Below are 24,136 nucleotides of genomic sequence, written 5' to 3' on the forward strand. Positions count from 1 at the left end.
AGACCAAAAATAGTCGCCTGATAGCAGTAACCTCGGGATCGCTGCAACAATGCCTCGCCAATCTATTTCACATTCCCCGCCACGAGATCGCATCCGACCACTACCGCGACCTGAGAACCGAAGCCATGCAAATGTGGAATGAGATCGAATGCCCGCAGGCCGCATAAGCGAGAGCGGAGGGCAGTACTTTCGTCCGCAGCCCGTTAATTTTACTGATTCCAACTGGGATCGTCGCAGAACTCTACATAATCAACCTCGGAGATATTTTCGTGAACGCGGAAAAGAAATTACTGGTTGTTTGGCGCATGACAATTTCCGGACGGGTGTTTCTGGCAATCGCGAGGACATCAATTGTGTTGAGAATGAAGGCCGGCTCGTTTCGTTCCTCCAGCAAGGGAACTGGAACCTGCGAAGGCGAGTCGGTCTCGACCAGGAGTTTATCGTCCGGAATGGTTGCAGCGATGTCACGTAGGGCAGCGTTATCCGCATAGGTTAAAAGTCCGGAGAACGACACATAGGCACCAAGCGAAAGTGCGGTTTCGGCCAGTGCCGGCCCGCCGGTAAAGCAATGCATGACGATTGGAAAAGGGCCTTTTTTCGTCTCGCGAATGAGCATATCGGCCATGGCCTCATCCTCGCGCACCGAGTGGATGATCAGCGGCAGTTGGGTCTGTCTGGAGGCCTCGATATGAGCCTGAAATACCTCAATCTGGGCATCCCAGGAGGCATTGCCATAAAACCTGTCGAGCCCTGCTTCCCCGATGCCGACGACCTTGGGGTGACGTGCTAGGTTGACCAATTCGGCCGCCGTGACGTCGCGCTCTTCATCGGAAAAATGGGGGAGGGTGCCGATGCTACAGTAGACATGAGGGTAGCGCTCGGCAATCGCTAGGACCCGTTCGAATTGCCGAACCCGGATGCCGATCGTCAGGAGAACGCCGATTCCGGCCTGGCTTGCGCGTGTCATGACCGCATCGCGGTCGGCATTGAAGTCATCGAAATCGAGGTGGCAGTGGCTGTCAACTATCATCGGGAGCCTTTACTCGCTTGATGCGCGGCGGAACGGAATGCCGAGTGCCGCTGGATTACGTGCCTTGCCAGCAAACATGACGAGGACAAGAATGGTCAGGATATAGGGAAGTGTCAGGAATGCTTGGTAGGGCAATGCGATGCCGAGTGTTTGGCCACGAAGTTGCAGCGCGTCCGCTGCGCCGAACAGCATGGCGGCCAGTAGGACACCGAGCGGATGCCGACGGCCGAGCACCAGAATGGCAAGCGCGATATAGCCGCGTCCCGCCGTCATGTTGTCAATAAAGATACCCGTCGCACTCAAGGACAGAAAGGCACCTCCCAGCCCCGCCAGCAGGCCTGAAATCAACAGGCAGATAAAGCGGGTTCGGGTCACCGAAATGCCAAGTGTCTCCAGCGCCTCCGGGTGTTCACCTGCGGCCGTGACCTGCCATCCAAACGCGGTCTTCGTCATTACGATCCAGACCACCGGCACAAGGATCAGCCCGACATAGACGATCGGGGCCTGATGAAACAACAGCGGCCCGACCAACGGAAGGTTTGACAGCCATGCAAGATCGACGGGTGCAAAGGATGAAACGCGCGGTGTCGCCGTGCCCACACCGAAGACGGACCGGTAAAGGAAACTCGTCACACCGACAATCAGCAGATTGATAGCAACACCGACCACGACCTGATTGCTTCCAATCAAGACCGCGTAGAGCATCAGGACCGCGCCGACGACCGTTCCTGCCAGCATTCCGGCAACGACGCCAAGCCACAGATTGCCGGTTGTGTAGGCCGCAACGAAGCCGGTGAAACTGCCGGCCAGCATCATCCCTTCAAGCGCGATGTTGAGGACGCCGGATCGCTCGGCGAAAATACCACCGAGTGCTGCCAGCATGATTGGCATGGCAAGCCGCATGCTGGCCTCGAGATAACCTTGGGTGACAGGGTCGGAGAGAAATGACATGACGGTTCCCAAGGCTTATCTCCGACGCAGAATGTGAAGAAGTTGATCAATCCCCGGCCGTCCGATGAGAAACAGAACCACCAGTGCCTGGATGATGACGGTGAGCGTTGCAGGCACGCCAGCCGCCGCTTCCATCGTCGTTGCCCCGACCTGAAGGGCGGCAAAGAGCACAGCTGCGATAACGACGCCGAGCGGGCTGGTCCGGCCGAGCAGTGCGACGATGATGCCCGTATAGCCGTATCCCGGTGACAGGGTCTCAATCATCCTGTGCTGCACGCCAACGACTTCCATGAAACCGGCAAGGCCAGCAAGCGCGCCGCTGACCAGGAAGGCAGACATGCTGAGGCCGCCGACTGCCATGCCTGCCGCCAGTGCCGCGCGCGTATTGAGACCCGTCACCCGCAGCCGGAATCCCCACACCGTTTTCCAGATCAGGAATTGCATCACCACCACGGTACCTAGCGTCACAAGGAGGCCCATATGCAGGCGGGTGCCCGCAATGAGGCTGGCAAAGCGGGCAGCAGCCGGCAGACGCTCTGTCTGCGGCAGATACCCCGCCGCTTCCTGAAGAGGACCGTGCAGCAGGTAGGACACGAGGTAGATGCCAACATAGGTGAGCATGATGGTGGTGATCAGCTCGGAGGCGGCGAAACGGAGCTTCAACACCCCGGCAAGCCCGGCCCAGGCGGCACCGGCAACCATGGAGCCAGCCATCATCAACGGCAAGATCAGGTAGCCAGGCAGGCTGGGCAGCCAGAGGGCACAGGCGGCAGCGGCTGTTGCGCCGACATAGAGCTGCCCCTCGGCACCGACATTGAAGGCCCCGCCACGAAAAGCGACGGCGACTGCAAGGCCGGTAAAGGTGAGCGGGATCGACCGTAGCAGCGTTTCGGCAAGACTGTTCCAGCTGCCGAAGGCACCAGCGGCCAGCGCGGAATAGGCGACGACCGGATTCCCGCCCCACAGAAGAATAAGACCGGCACCGGCCGCAAGGGCCAAAAGGAAGGCGGCAGCGGCTGGCAGAAAGGCTTTCAGCCACAGACGAGCGAGGGGCATTCGCTCAGGAGCCGCTGGAATGGGCATGTCAGAAATTGTCATTCCTGACCTCCAAGCATCAGAGCACCAAGGCGCTCGACCGTCACGGTTTCGCGCGACAGATTGCCGACAATACGCCCATTGAACAGTACCAGAATACGGTCGGACAGGGCAAGAATCTCATCCAGTTCCGTGGAGATCAGCATGATTGCGGCACCCCGCTCGCGCTGGGCAATGAGTTGGCGATGAACGAAAGCGGTCGCACCAACATCGAGCCCCCGGGAGGGCTGCACGGCGACGATCAGTTCGGGTTCGCGCATCAGCGCACGTCCGAGGACCACCTTTTGCTGATTGCCGCCGGACAGCGTCAGAATATTCTGGGATGGGCCAGTACAACGCACGTCGTAGTGCTCGATAAGTTGCCGCGCAAAAACTGCCGCAGCCTTGGCCTGCATCAAACCGAAGCGCGAAAACGGCCGGCGTCCCGAAACCTCAAGGATTGCATTGTCGCGAATGGGGAGGTCGACCAGTGCTGTGTGGTGCCGGTCCTCCGGAATATGGGCAAGGCCGTTGTCAATGCGCACGCCGGGGCTGGCGTCGGAGACATCGACACCGTTGATGCTGATTGCACCCTGTTGTGGCTTGATCAGCCCGACGATCGTTTCGGCAAGCTCCTGCTGGCCGTTGCCGTCGACCCCGGCAAAACCGACGATCTCGCCAGCGCGGATCGAAAAGCTGATATCGTCGAGGCGAAGACTATCCTGATCATTGCGATAGACAAGATGATCGACCCTGAGGCATTCATCGCCCGCGCGCCCTTTGCTGTCTTCGACCGTCGGCAGTTCAGTGTCACCGCCGATCATCAGGCGCGACAATTCGGCAATGGAAGTCTCCTGCTTGTCGAGACAGGCAATAGAGCGGCCGTGGCGCAGAATGGTCACGCGATCACTGATCTTCATCACCTCGTGCAGTTTGTGGCTGATGAAGACGATGGCCGTACCCGCTTGCGCAAGTTTCTGTAGGACATCGAAAAGCCCGTCCACCTCCTGTGGTGCCAACACGGCCGTCGGTTCGTCGAGCACGAGGATTCGGGCACCGCGATAGAGAGCCTTGACGATTTCGACCCGCTGACGTCCGGCGACGGAGAGGTCGCCGACCATTGCGGAAGGATTGACATCAAGCCGGTAGCTTCGTGAAATTTCAGCGAGGTCAGCGGCAACCTTGCGCAGGTTCGGAAAGATACGTCCGGCTCGTGTCAGTCCGAGGCAGACATTCTGAGCCACCGATAATGTCGGCACCAGCATGAAGTGCTGGTGGACCATGCCGATGCCTAGCGCCATGGCATCAAGCGGAGAGTGCAGGTGGACGATCTCGCCGTCCACCCTGATCTCGCCTGTCTGCGGCTGCTGGAGGCCGGCAACGACACGCATCAGAGTGCTCTTGCCAGCCCCGTTTTCACCGAGCAGCGCGTGGATCTCGCCCCGGCCCACCGAGAAGCTGATGTCGTTATTGGCGACGAATTCGCCGAAGCGCACGGTGATGCCGCGCAACTCAAGTGGCACTGGCATCAGCTCGCAAGCGGGGGAAAGAGCAGGATTGCTGGTCATACGAGCATCATTTCACCATAGAGGTGTCATGCGGCACTTCAAACGTCCCGGCCTTGATGGCGGTAAAGGTCGCATCCACCTTCGCCTGGACGTCGGCCGGTACTCGATTGCCAAGACCATGGAAATCGGCAAGCTTGATCGAGCCCTTGGCAACGCCATAGGTCCATGCTTTGCTGGTCCATGTCTTGTTCATGACCGCATTTGCGGTGTCGGTGACGAGCGGACCAAGGTCCCAAAGGACACTTGTCAGCACGGCATTCGGGCCGAGGTGATTCTGGTCCGACACGGCACCGATTGCCAGCACCTTCTTTTCTTGGGCGGCATCAATGACGCCGACGGCCTGTGCGCTTAGCACGTCAGCACCCTGCTCGACCTGGGCGATGGCGGCTTCCTTGGCCTTGGGCGGATCGAACCAGGAGCCGATGAAGGTGATGAGCACTTTCACCTTCGGATTGACAGCCTCTGCGCCGAGCTTCCAGGCATGGAAATTGGCCAGCATGTTGGGTGCCGGATTGCCACCGACCCAGCCGATGATGCCGCTCTTGCTGGCACCGGCGGAGAGCATTCCGCTCAAATAGGCACCCTGATAGTCCGGATTGTCGTAGGTTCCGACATTGGGGGCGAGGCTCTGCGCCGTGCCCGCCATGAAGGTCGTGCCGGGAAAGTCGGCAGCAACGTTGAGTACGGCATCACCATAGGAGAAGGAATGCGCGAAGATCAGCCCGTAGCCGCGCGAGGCATAGTCTCGCATGACCCGTTCGGCATCGGCATCAGTGACGTTCTCGGAATAGGCGACCTCGACGCCCAGCGCCTTGCCGGCCGCTTGCAGGCCGTTATAGCCGCCGGCATTCCAGTCATTGTCGCTGATCGGGCCGGGCAGGATCATGGCGATCTTTAGCGGTTGTTGCGCGGCGGCGGGCATCACTACTGTGACAAGCGACAGCAGCAGGGCAATCAGCGTTGCGGCCCGTCTGAACACGGATAACAAGAGTGGCGGGGCGATCATTGGCTTTTTCCTTTCAGGTTCAACGGTCTGGGTTTGCTTGCATCGGCAGGGTGCATGGCAGTGTTGGCGTCAATGTTGGTCATGGTGCAGCAGCCGAATCCGACCAGCGGAGCACACCTTCTGTCCCCAGGGTGTACGGTGGCTCCCCCTCGCCACCAAGGGCGAGAAGGCCGCCGCTCAGATTGGCCACTGGGCAGGAATGGTTCGGCAGGATCAAAACAGGTGTACCGATGGCGGGGCAATTGCCGTCATGGACGAGGAAGGCATGTTCCTCTGACAGTTTGGCCACCACGAGCGGTGCTGTGCGATCTTGCATCCAGGCTTCGCCAAAGCTGTTCGTGGCCGATGTGCCATGGGCTCCGAGATCCGATGACAGCAGCTTCGAGCCGACATTGGCGATGGCATAGCGGCTGTTGACGGAGACGATCCGCGCGGCGATCGCCAGTGCTATATCGGCGCGCCGGGCAATTCCAAGCCGCGCGGCCGTCAGGTCGTAGAAAACGTAGTTGCCGGGGCGCACCTCGTCGATATCGTCGAAGCCTGCATTGGCCAGCAGTGTTGGCGTGCTGCCCACGGATATCTTTGGAACGGTGATACCGGATATGTGCAGTTGCTGGCGCAACGCGCGCAGCAGGTCGAGTTCGTCTCCGGCAATAGCACGGATGGCCGCGGGGTCGCCCGCGCCATAGGCATGGCCAGAATGGGACAGCAACCCGGCGAAATCCAGCCGAGGATCCCGCTCGATCGCGATGGCCAGTGCCACAGCATCCGGATCATGCGGATCGACGCCGCAGCGATGCAGCCCGACATCGACCTTGAGAAAAACCGAGACGCTGGATCCGTAACACACAGCGGCGCGCGAGAGGACATCAATCGTCTCGCTGCTGTCTGCGATGAAGCGGATGTCTGATGGGGCATCAGTGGCTTCGATCAGCGTGGTGGCGGTCGCCAGCGAAACGAGCGGGTATGCAAGCGTGACCGGAGCAAAGCCGGCGCGCAGTAACATCAGGGCTTCGTGCGGTGTGGCGGCGGTAAAGCCCGCCGCACCCGCGTGTCGCTGCAAGCGGGCAATACCCAGGCTCTTATGAGTCTTGACATGCGGATGTAGGGCGGCGTTGCCGCCGACAATGGCCGCCATATGCGATATATTGTTGCGCAGAGTCGGCATATCGACCACCACCCGCGGCTGATCCAGCCGCTCGAAGCCGTGAAAGCGGCTGCGGAGCCCGGGGTCGTCAGGCTGAGTGTCGGGGACTTGCTTTGCTGTCATCACATGCTTTCGTTGTTTTTCGGCCCCCTGCTTAAGGGCACCGCATCCACGGGATACCTAGAAGACCACGGCGTGGGTCTCGCCGGTCTGCACGTTGACGAGACCCTCAGGCGCGTAGTCGCTCGGTGCCACCAGCACCCAGCGCCAAGGCGCACAGGTGAGCGTCGCGAATGCTAGCCGTTCGGGAAAGCCCGGTGACCAGCGTGGCTGGAAGGTCGGCTCGTACATCCAGTCGATCTTTTCGCCTTCGGCATAAAGCGCCTGCATCTCCTCATGCAGCGCTTCGGCGGATCGGTAGCTCATCAGTCCGGCCACCTCGTAACGCACGCGGGCGACGAGTTCGCCTTCACGCACCAGCGCCCAGCCGCCGTCATTATCCGCGACGGCATTGACCGCCTTGGCCATGGCCTCGTCGCAGGAGCCGACGCTCCAGATGTTGTGCTTGTCATGTGCCATCGAGCAGGCGAGTGCTGTCCCTGATGTTGCTGGCCCGCAACCGAGCCAGAACATTTTTGATACCCCGGCCTTGCCGGAATAGCGGTCGATGATGGAAAATTTGGTGATGTTGCGGCTTGCATCGCGCTGGACGAGCCCATCCTTTACCGGCAATTCGAAGGTGAGGAAATCGTCGGTCCAATGGAACGGGCGCAGCACAGCCGCCGTCATTGTCTCGCGTCCCGCTTCGGCCTTGATGGCAAAGTCATCGGCGGTCAACGCCCGCCCGATATTGACCGTCTTGGTGGCCCAATCTGGCCAGTCGATCCGGGGCACCTGAGGCAGATAGGTCTTGCCGTCCGAGACTTGGCGGCCGTCAGCCCAGACTTTGGCAATCTGAAATGTCTCGACATCCGATAGAAGCACGATGTCGGCATAGCGACCCGGAGCGATTGAACCGACCCAGGGCGTAAGGCGCATGTGGCGCGCCGGATTGATCGTCACGCACTGGATGGCGATTTCTGGCGCAAGCCCCGCTTCAATCGCCAGTCTGACATTGTAGTCGGTGGCTCCGAGTTTCAGCGTATCGGAAGCCGAACGGTCGTCGGTCGTCAGCGCGATCTGCGACCAGTCGGAAAGCCCGCGATCAAGCAGGCCGCGAATGACCTCCGGCAGGCTGTGCGGCCGCAACTCCATGAACAGGCCGTGGGTGAGCTTCTCCCAGAATTCCTCGACCGTCCACGCCTCATGGTCGGAGGAGAGCCCGGCGGCGGCAAAGGCGTTGATGGTCGGGAGATCACGGATGCCAGCTGCATGTCCCTCGACGACGGCGCGTTTTTCGAAAGTGGCGCGGATCATGCCCCAGAGGCGGTCGTAGGAGGGATTTTCCGGGTTCCAAACGGCCGGCCAGTCCATGACTTCATCAAGACCGGCGGTCATCAGACTGTCCTGCAAAAAGGCCTTTTGTTCATCGTAGCCAAAATAGCCGCCGCCATGCTCATAGGCAGTCGGCGGCACGGCGGAGCCGGGCAGCGGAAAGATCTTCAGCGGCGAACCAGCTTCGCGCGCCTTCAGCCAAAACTCCAGCGTCTTGGGACCGTTGACATTGGAAAATTCGTGGCTGGCCTCGCATGTCCAGGTATTGCCACGCGGCAGCACCAGAGCTGCCTCCCATTCTGGAGTCAGATGCGAGCTTTCAATATGCTTGTGGACTTCGCCTAGACCGGGCACGGCGGCAAGATCCGGTTCATGAATTCGCGTCTCGACCTCGCCCGGATAGCTGCCTGCCTTGCCGACATAGGCGATGCGACGGTCTTTGATGATGATTTCCTGGTCTTCTGCCCAGCTGCGGGTGGCAACATCGAGCAGGCGGCCGACGCGCAGGGCGACGTCGGCCTTCAGCTTGCCGAGTGCCACCAGCGTCAGGCGCTGGCGGATCAGGATCTCATTAGCGGCGTCGATGGCAATGTCTGCGAGTGGCTGGGTCACGCGATGTCCTCGATAGAATAGTTGGTTGTTCCGGGCCGCTCCAGGCAGACGGAAAGAATACGGGCCGGCTGCTCGGTGGTTGAGGAAAAGCCGTGCTCACTGGCACTGTCGAAATAGACGCTGTCGCCGACCTGCAGCACGACAGGGGCGTAGGGCTCCATGAAGAAAGTGACGGCTCCGCCAATGACATAGACGAATTCTTCCGCCTTGTGGGCGCTACGCACGGCCTTCTGGTTGGAGGTAAGGCCGGGAATGTCGATGACCATCGGCTGCATTGACTTTTCCGCAAGTCCCGCGGCAAGAGCCTCGTAGACGCCCATCTTGTTGGTGTAGGTAGTGCCTTGGCCTGCGCGGGTGATCACCCGGGCGGCGGCGGCAAAGCTCTGGGTGGAGCCGCCGAACAGTTCGGCGAAATCGATATCGAGACCTTCGGCGAGCCTTACCAGCACGCTATAGGCCGGCGTCGACTGGTTGTTCTCGATCTTTGACAAAGACGATATCGATACGCCGGTGCGGCGCGAGACCTCGGCCAGCGTCCAATTGTTGTCGCGGCGGATGCGCTGTAGGACCTGCCCGATTGGCGCACTGACCTGTCTGTCGAGCGTGCGGCCGTCTGTTGCCAATGCAGGTTCCGGGTTCTTTTGCAATGTCATCCAATCCTCCTGCGTCAAACCTCGACGACAGCGCCCTTGCGCTCGACGATCAGACCATAATGCGACGGCTCGCGGTGCCGGGCAAAATCGAAGATCGTGCGCTTGTAGAGCGTGCCCATATCGAGGTCGCATCGGGCGCTGATCAGCTCGTCGCCGGTGCTCGAGGCCATGGCGACAATCTGGCCGGACGGCGCGACGATCATTGAAAGACCGATCATGTTGGAGCCTTCCTCGCAGCCGCCCTTGGCCGCCGCGGCCACCCAGGTGGCGTTCTGGTAAGCACCGGCCTGCAATGACAGCTGGTGATGGAAGCCGGTCAGCTGGTCGAAGTCGAAGACCCCCGTATGGTCGTCGGGCGTGTTGTAGCCGACGCAGACCAGCTCAGCCCCTTGCAGTGCCATCACCCGGTAGGTTTCGGGCCAGCGACGGTCGTTGCAGATGCACATGCCAATGATGCCGTCGAGCGTTCGCCAGACTGGGAAGCCGAGATCGCCCGGCTCGAAATAACGCTTTTCCAGATGCTGCGACGCTCTACCCTCGACCGGCTCCGCATGGCCCGGAAGATGAATTTTGCGATACTTTCCGACGATTTCTCCCATGGTGTCGACGATGATCGCGGTGTTGAAACGTCGTGTCTGACCCTCTTCCTCGGCAAGCTCGGCATAGCCGATGTAAAAGCCGATGCCGAGGTCTTTCGCCGCATCGAACAGCGGCTGCGTCTCCGGTCCCGGCATGTCGCGTTCAAAAAAACTGTCGATTTCAGCTTGATCGGACAAAAGCCAGCGCGGGAAGAAGGTGGTGAACGCGAGCTCAGGAAAAACGACGAAGTCGGCTCCGCGTGACTTTGCCTCGCGCAAAAGCGCGATCTGGCGCTTGACCACTACAGCACGGCTGTCGGTGCGGGCAATCGGGCCCATCTGCGCGCAGGCAAGGTTGATAAAGCGGCTCATGGCTCAGTTATCCTTCTTCTTGGCCAGATCTTCATGCGGCAGGATGGCGCTATGGAGCGGATTGATCGACAGGTGAACCGTCGCGCCTGCCGCGTAGGGCGACTCGATGTCGCCGAGCGCCACCAGCTTTCCGGCCGCACTTTCGCAATGATACTGATAGCTGCGGCCGAGAAATGTGCGAAGCCCGATGGTGGTCTCGATCCCTTTGCCAGACGCATCTGGGCTCAGGCCTTCCGGGCGTGCCGCGATCAGCCCTCGGTCGGGGATCTCGCCATAGTCGGCGGCCGAAATGACGATTTGGTTGCCGCCATCGAACATCACTTCAACATTTCCATCGCTCCGGCGATTGATGACATGGAAGGGCAGGATATTGTCAAAGCCGACGAAACGGGCGACGAAAGCGTTGGCCGGGCGGCGGTAGAGCACCTCCGGCGTATCCATCTGGACGATGCGGCCCGCATCCATGATCGCCACCTTGTCGGAAATCGAGAATGCCTCTTCCTGATCGTGGGTTACATAGACTGCGGTGCGCGCGCCTTCCATCTGCAGACGGCGAATCTGCACACGCATGTCGACCCGCAGCTTGGCATCGAGATTGGAGAGCGGTTCATCGAACATCATCAGGGGCGGATCAATGACCAGCGCGCGCGCCAGTGCCACGCGCTGCTTCTGGCCACCGGACAGGGCTGCCGGGAGCCGGTCGGCAAGATGGCTCATGCCGACAATATCCAGCATGTCCATGGCACGCCGGTGCCGCTCGGCTGTGGCGATACCGCGCTGCTTGAGGCCAAAACCGACATTGTCGATGACGGAGAGATGCGGCAGCAGCGCATAGTTCTGGAAGACGAGGCCGATGTCGCGCTTGTAAGCCGGCAGGCTGGTCAGCTCCCGTTCGCCTAGCCGGATCGAACCGGCAGAGGGTTGAAGAAAGCCGGCGATGAGACGAAGCGTTGTCGTCTTGCCGCAACCGGATGCGCCGAGCAGCGAGATCAGCTCGCCGCTTTTTACCGTCAGGTTCAGATCGTTGAGGATCCGGGTCGCGCCATAATGGGCGGAGATGCCGGTCAAAGAAAGGGTGGGGCTGGTCATAGGTCTATCTCATGACTTTCGACAGGCCGAGCGTCCGCTCGACGAGCACGATGACGATCGCCGTTAGCAACATCAGCAGCACGGAGACTGCCGCAACGGATGGATCGAAATGTTGCTCGACATAGGTGAACAGGTTGATCGGCAGGGTGCTGATGCCGGGGCCGGTGAGGAACAGCGAGACCGACACGTCGTTCATCGAGGAAATGAAAGCCAGAATGAAGGCGGCGACGATGCCGGAACGAATATTGGGCAGCACCACGACGAAGAAGGTTTTGAGCGGCGAACAACCGAGTGATATCGCGGCTTCCTCGACACTGAAATCGAAGCCCGCAAGACTGGCCCCGACCACCCGGACTGCATAGGGAATGGCGATGATGGTGTGGCCGATTAGAAGCGCCGTCATGACCGACAGCTCCAATGTGACGATGACCGATTTCAGCAGCGAAAAGCCGAAGACGATTTCCGGCACCAGAATCGGTAGGAAGAAGATCGATCCGAACCAGCCGGGAATGGCCGAGCGGTAGCGCGCCAGCGCATAGGCGACAGGAATGCCAACCAGCATGGCAAAGCCTGTGCCGATCGTTGCGACCACAAAGCTTGTCTTGAAACTATCGATAAAGCTCTGGTTTTCCAGAACGAAAGAGAACCAGCGGAATGAAAGGCCCTGCGGCGGGAAGGCGAGGAAGCTGCCATTGGTCAGCGACGCACCGAAGATGACGACGAGTGGTGCCAGAAGAAAGAAGAAGACGAAACCCGTCATGATCCGGCTGAAAAGAGAGGTCGTTGGCATGATCGTGCTCCTCATCCGACCGAAGGGTTGAGGCGGCGGGCCGCATATTGACCGACGAGCACGACGCTAAAGGTGATGGCCACCATGACGACGGCGATGACGCCTGCCGAATCCCAGTCGAAACTGACCATGGCCTTTTCGTTGAGCAGGGTCGGCAGGATGGTTTCAGCTTCGCCGCCGAGCAGCCGACCGGTGGCGAAGGCGGCAAGCGAACCGGTGAAGACCAGCACGCCGCCGACAAGCAGCCCCGGCGCGATCAACGGCAGGGTGACTTGCCGGAACAGGCGGGCAGGCGTCGCGCCAAGCGAGGTCGCGGCATCGATGATGCTCTGATCGATTGCCTCAATCACACCGATCAACGCCAGGATGGTCAGCGGCGTGAACAGATAGACCAGGCCGACAATCAGTGATCCCTCTGTAAACAGCAGCGGCACGGGCTGGTCGACGAGTCCAAGCGAGAGCAGGAAAGAATTGACCATGCCGTTGCGGCCGAGAATGACCATCCAGGCAAAGCTTCTGACGAGAGCACTGGTTAAAAGCGGGAACACCGCGCAGATCAGCAGAATCTGCCTCCGCACGCCTGTCGTCCGCGCGATGACGCTCGCGGCAACATAGCCGAGCACGAGTGAGAGGACCGTGGTGATCAGGGCGATGCGGATGGACCGCACGATGACGGTGATATTGTAGTCGTAACTGAAGAACTGCCGGAAAAGCACAAGCCGATCGCCGACCGGTCCGATCGTGCCGGTGAAGGTCTGGATCACCGGCAGGACGAGCAGGGCGAGGATGATCAACGTTCCCGGTAGGACAAGGAGGGCAGGCAGACCGCGGCCGATCTTCGGTTTCATTGGATAGGGTTCTCCAAACGCTGTTGGTCAGCGGATCACTGGCCGAAAATGTCGTTCCAGCGGTGTTCCCAATCGCTCTTCTGTGCCTGAATTGCCTTGAAATCGGGCTTTTGCAGCTTTGAGACGGCATCGGGGCCATAGGCCATGTCGCCGATCTGCTCAGGCTGCAGCTTGACGTTTTTGTTGACCGGGCTGTCGCCGACGGCCACAAATTTTTCCTGAACCGCCTGGCTCAGCTTGTAATTGATGAATTGGTAGGCGAGTTCTGGATTAGCCCCGCGCTTGCCAATGTTGAGCGTATTGAAGATCGCGTAATCACCTTCAGACAGGGGAGCCCATTTGGCATTCGGCACGGCTTTGTGAATGGCGGGTGCGGCAAAATCCTGAACGGCTGCCACAACCACTTCGCCGGTCGAGAACAGGTTTACCAGTTCCGAGCCTGTATTGTAGGTCTTGCGTATATTGAGCTTCAGTTCTGCCAGACTTTTGAAAGCGCGGTCCGGATCGGTGAGTGCATCGACGCCCGCGCGCTTACCGGCAATCACGGCAGTTAGCGGGCCGGTGGTCGTGTTGAAGCCGGGGATGGCGACCATGCCTTTCAGCTCGGGGCGCCAAAGATCCTTCCACGAGGTGATGGGCGCCTTTACCTTGGAGGCATCATACATAATGCCGTAATGACCAGCGACATAGGCCGGACCGTAGTCTTCTCCCTGGGGAGCCTTGGCGATGTCGTAGATCTCGGAAAGGTTTGGCAACTTCGCGCGGTCGATCTTGGCAAACACTCCGGCATCAATGCCCTGCTGGGTGAAGGCGTCGGTGATGAACATCACGTCGATGCCGCCGCGAATGCGCATCTTGTTGAGCCTGTCGGCATTGTTGCCGGTGTCGATTACCACCTTGCAGCCGCAAATCTTCTCGAATGGTTTGTAGAGAAATTCGTCGGATTGTTGCGGTGTATAGCCCCATTCAGAGACCACGAGTGTCTTCTCCTCAGCAGACGCCGAGGTCACGATTCCCGCCAAAACGGAAGCCACGAAGATGGACGATAGTATGCGTGTCATGCGGGGCTCCGTAAGTGTCATGACGTAATTTGCACATTAAGTGTGCGAAATCTCGATAAGCGCAGGATATGTGCAATAACTGCTCCGGAGCAAGAAATATTTTCTAGTTAGAAAATATTCACCCACGAATCATAGGGTGCGCTGATGCGAAATACGGTTTCTGTGAACACCGTGTGCTTGTATCTCAATTGACCTTGCCCCACTGAACTAATCCATTTTGAAGTAAGCTCTGTCCCATTGAGAGGACCAGAGAATGAAGCGCAACCGTTTCACAGACGAGCAGATTATCGGGATATTGAAGGAGCATGAGGCAGGCACGCCGGTCTCGGAGCTTTGCCGCAAGCACGGCGTCAGCGATGCCAGCATCTATAAATGGAAGGCCAAATTCGGCGGAATGGAAGTTTCCGAAGCCAAGCGGCTGAAGACGCTGGAGGACGAAAACACGAAGCTGAAAAGGCTCCTGGCAGATGCGATGCTCGACAATTCGGCTTTGAAAGACCTTTTGGGAAAGAAGTGGTGACGCCCGCAGCAAAGCGGAAAGCTGTCGCTCATCTGATGGATCACCACCAGATGAGCGAACGGCGGGCGTGTAAAGCCATCGGCTTTTGCCGGATGACGATCCGTTACGAGACCAGGCGCTGCGATGACTATGACCTTCGCGAGCGGATGAAGGCGCTGGCGCATGAACGCCGCCGCTTTGGATATCGACGACTTCATGTGCTGCTCAGGCGTGAGGGTCACCTTGTGAACCATAAGCGGCTCTTCCGGCTCTATCGGGAAGAGAAGCTGACGGTGCGCAAGCGCGGCGGTCGGAAACGGGCGATAGGCACACGAGCACCGATGCTGATCCCGCTTGCCGCCAATGACCGCTGGTCCCTCGACTTCGTGTCGGATCAGTTCACCGATGGGCGCAGGTTCCGGGTGCTGACCGTCGTCGATGATTGCACCAGAGAATGCCTTGGCCTCGTCGCCGATACGTCTCTTTCTGGCCTGCGGGTTGCCCGTGAACTGGAGCGGATCATCGAGGGACGAGGCAAGCCGAAGATGATCGTCAGTGACAATGGCAGCGAATTCACCAGCAACGCGATCCTGCAATGGACGGATCGGACGAAGGTCGATTGGCATTACATCGCACCCGGCAAACCGATCCAGAACGCCTTCATCGAAAGCTTCAATGGGCGGCTGCGCGACGAGTTCTTGAATGAAACGCTCTTCTCGTCACTGAACCATGCTCGAGCAGGGCTTTCAAACTGGCGAGGCGACTACAACGATCATCGACCACACTCTGGTCTAGGCTGGCTGACACCGGCCGAGTTCGCTCAGACCATCAACCCGCGACGTGATGCGGTGCTGCGCAGCCGAAATGGCTCCGCACCGCAACCCGCCGCTACCGCCCCGAATACAGCAACCCAAAACCACTGGAGCGAACTCAAAACTGGATAAAACTTGGGGGCAAGGTCACAAGGTCCCGCAAGGCGGATCGGTTGAAGCTGATCTACTGGGATGGCTCCGGGATCGTCATGGCCTACAAACGGCTGGAAGAGCACATGTTCATTTGGCCAGGTATCAAGGATGGTCTGATGACGCTGACCCACGCCCAGTTTGAAGCCCTCTTTGCAGGCCTCGATTGGCGGCGGGTTCATGCCATCCAGACGAGAACCCCGGAGACCATCGAATAGCTGCGGCACGATGACTCAGCACGGCAAATTTCGGAGGCAAATCGGCTCCGGATTTGGTAGCTTCCTGCCATGTTTGATGCCGCCGACCTTCCCGATGATGTTGCCGCCCTAAAGGCGATGCTGATCGCGGCGCAGGCACGCGAGGCGGCCAAGGATGTCGCGATAGCCAGCAAGGACGAGCATATCGCCCGCAAGGATGAGCGGATCGAACGGCTTGAGAAGCTGGTTGCAGCGTTCAAGCAGGCCGCCTTCGGACGCAAATCCGAGAAGACCGATCCTAACCAATTCGACCTGGCGCTGGAAGACCTGGAAACGGCCATGGCTGCCATCCATGCCGAGGATGAGGCGGACGTTCCTGCTGGAAACCGGATTGCCAAGCCCCGCGCGATCAATCGCGGCTCCCTTCCAAAGCATCTTCCGCGTGTCGAAGAGGTGATCGAGCCGGAAAGCCTGATCTGCGCCTGCGGCGGTTGCCTGCATTGCATTGGCGAGGATGTCTCCGAGCGGCTGGACGTGATCCCGGCACAGTTCCGCGTAATCGTCACCCGTCGCCCCAAATATGCGTGCCGTGCCTGCACAGATAGAGTCGTTCAAGCTCCGGCACCGGTACGGTTGATCCAGGCAGGACTGCCGACGGAAGCCACCATCGCCCATGTGCTGGTCTCCAAATATGCAGACCACCTTCCGCTTTACCGTCAGGCCCAGATCATGAGCCGCCAGGGCATCGATCTCGACCGATCAACGCTGGCCGATTGGGTCGGTCGGGCAGCCTATGAACTGCGGCCCGTCTTCGATGCGTTGATCGCCAACCTGAAGCGCTCGACCAAGCTGTTCATGGACGAGACTCGTGCCCCGGTTCTCGATCCCGGCTCGCGTAAGACCAAGACCGGGTACTTCTGGGCGCTGGCGCGGGATGATCGACCATGGAGCGGCGGCGCTCCGCCAGGTGTCGCTTTCACCTATGCGCCTGGTCGCGGTGGCGTTCATGCCGAACGGATACTGCAGGGTTTCTCAGGCATCCTGCAGGTGGATGGATATGCCGGATACAACAGGTTGATCGCGCCAGACCGCGTTGGCCCGGACATTCGGCTCGCCTATTGCTGGGCGCATGCCCGCCGCAAGCTGGTGGAGATCACCCGCAACGGCTCAGCACCAATTGCTGAGGACGGTGTCAAGCGGATCGGCGAACTGTATCGGATCGAGGCTGAACTGCGCGGCCTTGATCCGCAGGCTCGCCTTGCAGGTCGGTTAGAACGGTCAGCGCCGCTCCTCGCCGACTTGGATACCTGGCTTGTCCATCACCGCGCCCGCGTCGCAACGAAGTCCCAACTCGGCGAGGCAATGGCCTACATCGCCAAATACTGGGATGGGTTGAAGCTCTTCCTGACCGATGGCCGCATCGAGATCGACAATAACAGTGTCGAGCGGACCATCCGGCCAATCGCCTTGAACAGGAAGAATGCTCTCTTCGCCGGGCACGACGCCGGAGCCGAGAATTGGGCAACCATCGCCTCGCTCATCGAGACCTGCAAGCTCAATACCGTCGAGCCGTTTGCGTATTTGACGAGTATCCTCACCGCCATCGTGAACGGCCACAAGCAAAGCCAGATCGACGACCTATTGCCGTGGAATTGGATGAACAAAGCAGCCCAAATTTAGCGGCCTTTTTGGTTTGAAGGGCCGAATCTATCTGTTCTCCGCAGTTCAATGACGGGGTCATGAGGCCGAACAGTTATGATGCGTTGGCTCCGGTAAGTCCTGCCGAGCTCGGAAACAATTTCAATTTCGCAAGCGACCTTGGCTGGGGCAACGATGGAAACCTTGATGGTTGCATTCGCAAGCCACACTTGCGGCATAGAATTTGCCTCCATCATTCGCAGAACCGCGCCCCGATAATACTTCTCTGACGCAGCGATGACGCGACTGTCAGGAATCTCAGTCGCGTCCCTCAGCTTGAGCTGAACTTGGCTTTCGCCGAGACGTTCGAGGAGCGCAACGTACTGGCCCAAAGACCAATAGCCATCATGATCATTGTAACGGCTAACAAACGTTCCGAGGATGTCGTGGCAAATCCCTTTGAACTGGTTTCTTCTGGACATCTGCAATCTAACTCTCTGGCCGCCGACCAGAGGATATAGGAGCACTTCGCGATAGCAACGGCTCTGGCTTTGTTACCCCTCTAAAAGATTACCTAATATGAGTGGCAAGCCGTTCAATTCATTCGCTCGCCCATGGAGAAGCTCGATCAGAGACCTGTAGGCAAGACAATGTGGGTCCGGAACAGCGGTTACGGACAAATGGCATCTTAATGAGGTTGTCATCACCATCGTTGGAAAGAAACGCTGGCTTTGGCGCGCCGTTGATCAGGACGGCTTTGTTCTCGACGTGCTGGTGCAAAGCCGCCGCAATGCCAAGGCGGCAAAACGTTTGATGCGCAAACTCCTCAAAACCCAAGGCCGTGCGCCACGTGCGATGATCACCCACAAGCTACGATCCTATAGTGCGGGCAAGCGGGAGATCATGCCCGGCGTTGAACATCGTTCTCATAAGGGACTGAACAATCGGCCGGAAAACTCCCATCAGCCCGTCCGACGAAGGGAGAGGATCATGAAGCGCTTCACGTCAGAGCGACAGCTTCAGCGTTTCGTTTCCCTCCATGACCCGATCGCAAACCTCTTTCGCATTCCCCGCCACGATATTCCATCCAACCATCGTCGCGAACTGCAAACCGAAGCCATGCAAGCATGGCACCAAATTGCGCGCCTTCAAGCTGCCTGAACTAATTCCTCACGCCAAGATGGTGCGTTCAAGACGATAAGTTTACAGTGCCCTTTGAAATCATCTTTCGATTGGCGCTTCAGCTTTTCGGCAATGGCATTCAGAACCATCTCATCACTCCACAACATCGGGAGCGCAAATCATCTCTGATGATGGTCAACACCGCGTTAAGCCGAAAAATTTGCGAAAAGCCCATTCCCAGCGGCCCATTCAAAGGATAGTTGGAAATGGAATTTCAATTATTTATTATTATTTAAATTATAGTTAGCTTAAATAAAATTGCAAAATATCAAGTTGTGAAGCGCATAAATGCAATTAAATTGACTTCTCCTATAATATAATATATTGCTATTTACCGGCGCTGCATTAGCGTCGACAAATAATAAAGGAGTAAGATATGAAGAAATTTCTTGCCGTCTTTATTGGCGCATCTAAGCTTAATCGTCGTAAGCCCCGTTATATCTATACATACTGATTACCTATTCGTCCTCGGGGGTTTAATTTTAAATTCCCGAGGACACCGATTCTTTGTTTAAATTGATGTTAGTGAAATAGGCTTTCCAGTTTTGGCGGTTGCTATTTTAGATGATCTCAGTTGAGAATTATCAACAAAAAATTCCAAATATTCGGCAGCGATGCCTTTTCAATAACAGCTTCAGGTTCCGCAAAGATCCTCTGTCACTGCTGTCCTCTTGCTGTGAAATTGATAGCCCTTTGATCGGCATCGATGACGGCTTCTATGTTGTAGTTGCCCCTGAGCTGATTGAATTGGTTCTTCATGACAAGCATCAAGTCTTTCGAAAGTCCCTTCCTGATGACGATAGGGGCATGGTCAATTTTGCTTCTTCGATCATGAATAGCTCGGGTGAAGACTGGCGCCGCAAGCGAAAGGTGTTGCAACCCGGCTTTAATCCCGACGCCGTTGCTAAGGGCGTGGATGCAACAATCGAAATTACCCAGGGCCATCTCGATCAGTGGCAGGTCGAGCCTCCATCTTCCGACATTAGAAAATCCCTGCAACGGCTGTGTTTTGACATCGGCTGTCAATTTTTTCTCAAGACCACGCTTGGCGAGAAGGAGCAGTCCGCGTTCGTGATCCTATCAGATTTGATCATAGCGAAGACGCGCGACGGCATACGCTTTCCACTCGGTCCATTCGACAGGACGGAGGCGCGACTTGCCAGTGCCCGCGATGCCGCGAAGGAACTGGCTGGCGCTGCCCTTGCTCGTGCGCGACAGCAGCGCGAGGGCAGAGACAAGAGCGTTGCATCGCACGATGGGTTCGAACAATCCTTCGATGAGGGGTCTGATGAGGATGACACCTGGCTGCGCGACGAGTTTTGCACCATGATCCTCTCGGGGCTGGAGCCGATGTCTGCCGGACTTGCTTGGACCTTGCACTTGTTGACAGCGCACCCGGACGTTCTGCATCGTGTGACCGCAGAAATAGATGCGTTAGCTACGAACGGCGACGGCCCGATCAGTCTTGACGGATTGCCCGAAACAAGGGCTGCGCTCAAGGAGGCCCTGCGACTGTTCCCACCGGCCTGGCTGACCGGACGGACTGTCTTTGAGGATACGGTGCTCGGCGACTTCCTTCTCCCAAAGGGGAGCGCCCTGATGATCAGTCCTTGGGTCAATCACCGCAGTGGCCGCTATTTCGACTTACCCGAGCACTATCGGCCCGACCGTTGGCTGGACGGCACGCTGGAAAAGCGCTTACCGCGCTGCGCCTTTTTCCCCTTTGGCGGGGGCAGCCGACGCTGCATTGGCGAGCATTTCAGCATGATCCACATGACAGCCATATTGGTCTGTATTTTGAGGCGCTTCACCTTGAAACGGATGCCACATACCAAAGTGCGACCCTATCCAGCACTCGTCTTACGCCCTTTGGGGGTCACTCTGACTTTAACACCCCGCGCTCCGGAAGCCGGACTAGATAGGAACTTCATATGACGGCAAGCTCGGTTAACAACTATGACAGCTATGCAGAATTTTACGATAGCTGGCAGGAATCCTGGCCCGAAAGCGTCATGGCTCCCTGCGTGAATGTTCTGGCGGACATCGCCGATGGCCGCCCTGCGCTTGAACTTGGCGTTGGGACAGGACGCATAGCCTTGCCACTGTCTCAACGCGGCCTTGATGTCTCCGGCGTTGACCTTTCCGAAGCGATGCTCGAACGGCTAAAGCGAAAGCCGGGAGCGGAAAAACTTTCCCTGGTTCTCGGCGACATGGCGGATGTGCCCATCGAGGGAGAATTCGGTCTCATTTATTGTGTGGCGTCGTTCGACTATCTCCTCACCCAAGAGGAACAGCTGCGCTTCTTCGCCAATGCAGAAAAGCATCTTGCAGAGGGCGGTTCGCTGGTTGTCCAAACGATCATTCCAAACGAGGCGATTTTCAGCAGCGACTTCCGGCTCAACCGCATGGGGGACCTGCCATCGGACGAGGACGGGATGGCATCCGTCATGCTCATGGGGGTGAAGGGCGATCCGATCTCTCAAGTGCTTGAGCAGCGCATCATGGTCATCGGTCAACATCCCAAGGTCTTCCGACACAAGATCCGGTGCGTCTGGCCGAATGAACTGGATTTGCTCGCGCGGTCTGCTGGCCTCTTTCTTCATGCTCGCTGGAGCAATTGGCAGCGTGAATCGTTCGGTTCCGCCAGCCGAACAGCGATTTCAGAATACCGCAGATCCTGACTGGCAAAGATGGCACCATTGATAGAATGAGGGAAATGTTATGAGCCTTTGTGTTATTGGTGCCGGATTAGGTCGCACAGGGACTTTATCCCTTAAGCTCGCTCTCGAGCATTTGGGGATAGCGCCCTGCTATCACGCCATGGAAATCGCCGCGACGGTTCGGACCTCGCTGCCACTTTGGAACGACGCTATTGGTGGAACGGCCGATTGGGACCGTATCTTCGAAGGATATCGCGCCACTGTCGATTACCCAAGTTGTCTGTTCTGGCGCGAATTGATGGAGCATTACCCGCAAGCGAAAGTCATTCTGACCAGGCGAGACCCGGATGGCTGGTTCGAATCCGTCAGTGAAACAATCTTTCCAGCCAAACGAAAAGGGATGTTGTTGGGCGATGATGGCCTTGCCCTCAGCGACTTTTTGCGCAGGGATTTCGGCGACAATATCAGCGACCGGACGTTCATGACCAACTATTTCCGTCGGTGGAATCAGTCCGTTATCGATGACGTTCCCGCTGATCGCTTGCTTGTGTTGGAGGCAGGTGACGGATGGGAGCCGCTTTGCGCGTTTCTGGGCGTTGCATGCCCCGATGTGGCTTATCCCTGGCTCCATGCGCGGCCTAAGAAATCCCGTTGGAACCCGTTCAGGAGGCGGTCGATGCCTGAACAAAAGCCAGAAGAGCTTGAAGACAATACGCGCGATTACCTGGACGGCTTACATCAAACGACATTTCGTTAAGACGTGGTTTCGGAGGACGGCATGGATGCGAACGATCACCTTTTGAAGAAGCGGGAGTTTGCCAACCGCTATTTTGATGCCAGCATCTGGAACGACATAAAATACCGTGATGGAGATATCGTTGTCGCAAGCTATGCCAAAGCAGGAACGACGCTGGTTCAACAGATTATTGCGCAACTCATTTTTGATCAGGATGACGAGGTGGACGTGGCGACTATTTCGCCTTGGATCGATTCAGTCTATCCCGACAAAAAGGTTAAACTGGACCTGATCGAGGCGCAAAGCCATCGCCGGTTTCTCAAAACACATTTGCCCATGGATGCGCTGATCTTTTCGGAGAAGGCGAAATATATTTACGTCGGGCGGGACGGCCGAGATATCGTCTGGAGCCTTTTCGATCACCAAAATGCGGCCCGCCAAGATGCGCAACTGCTGCTAGACAAGGAAGCGGGGCCTTCTGGACGGCTGCGCGTGGCGACACCGCCGCAGTCATCCATCACGGAGTTTTTCGATGCCTGGCTTGATAAAGATGGTTTTCCGTTCTGGCCGTTCTGGGAAAATCTACGATCATGGTGGTTGGCGCGGATTCTTCCGAATGTCCTGTTTGTCCATTATGCCGACCTGATCACGGATATGGCCGAACAAATCCTTCGGATCGCTGCCTTTTTAGAGGTCCCATTGTCGCTTGATCGGCTACCGCGCATTTTGCACAACTGTAGCCTCGGACATATGAGGGACCATGCCCGTCGCTATGTTCCGCATGGAGCAGGCCTGTGGAAAGACGATGGCAAGTTGTTTTTTAACAAGGGGCAAAACGGGCGATGGATCGATACACTGACGCCGGAGGCTAATGCAAAGTTCGAACAGCATGCCATGGCAGAACTTGGCGTCGATTGCGCCAAATGGATGATGTCTGGATATGCGGGTCTAGGAAAAGCGAGCTAAGATCTTGTTTTTTCAAATTACGCATTCAAAACCACCAGAAGCGTTTGGTGGACGCGCTTTAGCCTGCTGGTGTGCTCTCACCGATCCGGGAAGCCTTTGGCTCGACATAGCCCAGCGATCCCTTGTATCCCGCATACCCTAGCAGATGTCGCTCATCGCTGGACAAGGCCTCGAATATTTCGGGCAGGATATTCGCCGGAAAATTCTCGTATTGCCTGATAAAGGGCAGTACATAGGACGACGCCACAGCATATCGGGTAACCCCGGGTGCGGCATGGGCTCCCGCGCCGTGCCATACGCGACCGTCGAGAATAAGGGCGCTGCCTGCCGGACCTTCTACCGCAATTGTAGTCATCGGCGGGGCTGGAATGCCCATGGTGCGGAAGGGGTAATCCGGGGCGGTATTGGGGCTGCGCGACCAGGGCGGGCGCGGCCAAAGGTGCGAGCCCGGAATCACCCGCGTGGCACCGTTTGCTTCTGTAAAATCGCTGACCATCACCAAGATGTTGGCGACGTAAGCCTTCGACGGATCGAGCGGCAACTGGTCCTGATCGGTGTGCAATTTCTGTGCGGGTCTGCCATGGTTGGTAATCTGCGCCGCAAGCCCGGACAGGTTGAATTCCCGCCCCCCAAACATGTGCCGCACGCAAGTGAGAAGGCTGGGGTTATGAGCGATTTCGCGAAACACCTTCCCCTTGTTGTACAGCATCATCAGGATCTGTCTGGGCACCAGATGTTGATCGATTGTTCGTGCCACTTCCTGCGATAATGGCTTGTCATCCACATCATGCAAAAGTGCTACTCCGGCGGCGCATTCCGCATCCGCCTGTTCGACCAGTCGCTGGCGAAGAGCTTCCAGCCCAGAACCCGTCACCAAATCGGCCAGGATCGCATAGCCGAACTGATCAAGGTCTGCTTTCGCTTGAGAAACGTCGCGCGTTGCGACGGGCAGACTGCCAGATGTGAAATTCATTGCACTTCTCCCGGGAATGCAGGACACGGCTTCAGCCTGACTGAGCAAGCTTAATATGAAACAGAATGGATTTACGACTAAACGACCGAGGAAAATCGGCGGGTAAGATG

The 24,136-nt window shown here is 57.8% G+C and carries 22 protein-coding genes and 1 pseudogene; 8 read left to right on the forward strand and 15 right to left on the reverse strand.

The window, feature by feature from the left end:
* Positions 1-241: 241 nt before the first annotated feature.
* From AVCG78_RS22580 to AVCG78_RS22640, 13 genes are all read right to left on the reverse strand, one after another.
* Complete coding sequence (locus AVCG78_RS22580; protein WP_071205501.1) at positions 242-1,030, reverse strand: TatD family hydrolase; 789 nt, start codon at positions 1,028-1,030, stop codon at positions 242-244.
* Between the two features lie 9 nt (positions 1,031-1,039).
* Complete coding sequence (locus AVCG78_RS22585; RefSeq protein WP_071205500.1) at positions 1,040-1,981, reverse strand: ABC transporter permease; 942 nt, start codon at positions 1,979-1,981, stop codon at positions 1,040-1,042.
* Positions 1,982-1,996: 15 nt separating this feature from the next.
* Positions 1,997-3,079, reverse strand: coding sequence for an ABC transporter permease (locus AVCG78_RS22590; RefSeq protein ID WP_081363352.1), 1,083 nt, complete (start codon positions 3,077-3,079; stop codon positions 1,997-1,999).
* On the reverse strand, positions 3,076-4,623 hold the full coding sequence (locus AVCG78_RS22595) for an ABC transporter ATP-binding protein (RefSeq protein ID WP_081355414.1): 1,548 nt from the start codon (positions 4,621-4,623) through the stop codon (positions 3,076-3,078). Before AVCG78_RS22595 ends, AVCG78_RS22590 begins: the two co-directional genes overlap by 4 nt.
* A gap of 7 nt (positions 4,624-4,630) precedes the next feature.
* The gene (locus AVCG78_RS22600) at positions 4,631-5,629 is read right to left on the reverse strand and encodes a BMP family protein (RefSeq protein ID WP_071205499.1); all 999 of its coding nucleotides are present in this window, start codon (positions 5,627-5,629) and stop codon (positions 4,631-4,633) included.
* Between the two features lie 79 nt (positions 5,630-5,708).
* Entirely contained in the window at positions 5,709-6,899 is a 1,191-nt protein-coding gene (locus tag AVCG78_RS22605) for an alanine racemase (RefSeq protein ID WP_071205498.1), read from the reverse strand.
* 57 nt (positions 6,900-6,956) lie between these two features.
* Entirely contained in the window at positions 6,957-8,822 is a 1,866-nt protein-coding gene (locus AVCG78_RS22610; RefSeq protein WP_071584949.1) for an adenine deaminase, read from the reverse strand.
* Complete coding sequence (locus tag AVCG78_RS22615) at positions 8,819-9,475, reverse strand: helix-turn-helix domain-containing protein (RefSeq protein ID WP_071205496.1); 657 nt, start codon at positions 9,473-9,475, stop codon at positions 8,819-8,821. Before AVCG78_RS22615 ends, AVCG78_RS22610 begins: the two co-directional genes overlap by 4 nt.
* A 14-nt stretch (positions 9,476-9,489) precedes the next feature.
* Positions 9,490-10,425 carry an N-carbamoyl-D-amino-acid hydrolase gene (locus tag AVCG78_RS22620; protein ID WP_071205495.1) on the reverse strand — a complete coding sequence of 312 codons (936 nt, stop codon included), beginning with the start codon at positions 10,423-10,425 and terminating at the stop codon, positions 9,490-9,492.
* 3 nt (positions 10,426-10,428) lie between these two features.
* Complete coding sequence (locus AVCG78_RS22625) at positions 10,429-11,514, reverse strand: ABC transporter ATP-binding protein (RefSeq protein ID WP_071205494.1); 1,086 nt, start codon at positions 11,512-11,514, stop codon at positions 10,429-10,431.
* A gap of 4 nt (positions 11,515-11,518) precedes the next feature.
* A complete protein-coding gene (locus AVCG78_RS22630) occupies positions 11,519-12,304 on the reverse strand; it encodes an ABC transporter permease (protein WP_139191499.1) in 786 nt (261 codons plus the stop codon).
* 11 nt (positions 12,305-12,315) lie between these two features.
* A complete protein-coding gene (locus AVCG78_RS22635; protein ID WP_071205492.1) occupies positions 12,316-13,152 on the reverse strand; it encodes an ABC transporter permease in 837 nt (278 codons plus the stop codon).
* A gap of 35 nt (positions 13,153-13,187) precedes the next feature.
* Positions 13,188-14,213: an ABC transporter substrate-binding protein gene (locus tag AVCG78_RS22640; protein ID WP_081363354.1), complete on the reverse strand. Its 1,026-nt coding sequence runs from the start codon at positions 14,211-14,213 to the stop codon at positions 13,188-13,190.
* 253 nt (positions 14,214-14,466) lie between these two features.
* On the opposite strand from AVCG78_RS22640, the gene AVCG78_RS22645 reads away from it, so the two are divergent.
* The 3 genes from AVCG78_RS22645 to tnpC all read left to right on the forward strand — a co-directional run bounded on the left by AVCG78_RS22645 (position 14,467) and on the right by tnpC (position 17,551).
* Positions 14,467-15,656 (forward strand): IS3 family transposase gene (locus AVCG78_RS22645; protein WP_156636673.1). Its coding sequence is split into 2 segments (ribosomal slippage): positions 14,467-14,716 and positions 14,716-15,656, totalling 1,191 coding nucleotides; the frame shifts between segments, so codons are not numbered across the junction.
* 41 nt (positions 15,657-15,697) lie between these two features.
* A complete protein-coding gene (gene tnpB / locus AVCG78_RS22650) occupies positions 15,698-15,892 on the forward strand; it encodes an IS66 family insertion sequence element accessory protein TnpB (RefSeq protein ID WP_071206038.1) in 195 nt (64 codons plus the stop codon).
* 69 nt (positions 15,893-15,961) lie between these two features.
* Positions 15,962-17,551, forward strand: a complete 1,590-nt coding sequence (gene tnpC, locus AVCG78_RS22655) for an IS66 family transposase (protein ID WP_071585080.1) — start codon at positions 15,962-15,964, stop codon at positions 17,549-17,551.
* Here tnpC and AVCG78_RS22660 read toward each other — a convergent pair.
* A complete protein-coding gene (locus AVCG78_RS22660) occupies positions 17,548-17,997 on the reverse strand; it encodes a hypothetical protein (RefSeq protein WP_139191526.1) in 450 nt (149 codons plus the stop codon). The genes tnpC and AVCG78_RS22660 overlap by 4 nt on opposite strands.
* Positions 17,998-18,184: 187 nt before the next feature.
* On the opposite strand from AVCG78_RS22660, the pseudogene AVCG78_RS22665 reads away from it, so the two are divergent.
* From AVCG78_RS22665 to AVCG78_RS22690, 5 genes and pseudogenes are all read left to right on the forward strand, one after another.
* Positions 18,185-18,670, forward strand: a pseudogene (locus tag AVCG78_RS22665) (IS6 family transposase); the annotation flags it as partial.
* Between the two features lie 585 nt (positions 18,671-19,255).
* Positions 19,256-20,626 carry a cytochrome P450 gene (locus AVCG78_RS22675; RefSeq protein WP_071206044.1) on the forward strand — a complete coding sequence of 457 codons (1,371 nt, stop codon included), beginning with the start codon at positions 19,256-19,258 and terminating at the stop codon, positions 20,624-20,626.
* A complete protein-coding gene (locus AVCG78_RS22680; RefSeq protein WP_071206046.1) occupies positions 20,623-21,372 on the forward strand; it encodes a class I SAM-dependent DNA methyltransferase in 750 nt (249 codons plus the stop codon). The genes AVCG78_RS22675 and AVCG78_RS22680 overlap by 4 nt, the downstream gene beginning before the upstream one ends.
* Positions 21,373-21,412: 40 nt before the next feature.
* Positions 21,413-22,108 carry a sulfotransferase family protein gene (locus AVCG78_RS22685; protein ID WP_071206048.1) on the forward strand — a complete coding sequence of 232 codons (696 nt, stop codon included), beginning with the start codon at positions 21,413-21,415 and terminating at the stop codon, positions 22,106-22,108.
* Positions 22,109-22,129: 21 nt separating this feature from the next.
* Positions 22,130-23,053: a sulfotransferase domain-containing protein gene (locus AVCG78_RS22690; protein WP_071206049.1), complete on the forward strand. Its 924-nt coding sequence runs from the start codon at positions 22,130-22,132 to the stop codon at positions 23,051-23,053.
* Between the two features lie 58 nt (positions 23,054-23,111).
* Here the strand turns inward: AVCG78_RS22690 and AVCG78_RS22695 are convergent, their stop codons facing one another.
* Entirely contained in the window at positions 23,112-24,026 is a 915-nt protein-coding gene (locus AVCG78_RS22695) for a phytanoyl-CoA dioxygenase family protein (protein ID WP_071206052.1), read from the reverse strand.
* Between the last annotated feature and the right edge of the window lie 110 nt (positions 24,027-24,136).

The sequence above is a fragment of the Gillisella vitis genome, from assembly GCF_021559775.1.
Lineage (GTDB): Bacteria > Pseudomonadota > Alphaproteobacteria > Rhizobiales > Rhizobiaceae > Allorhizobium > Allorhizobium ampelinum.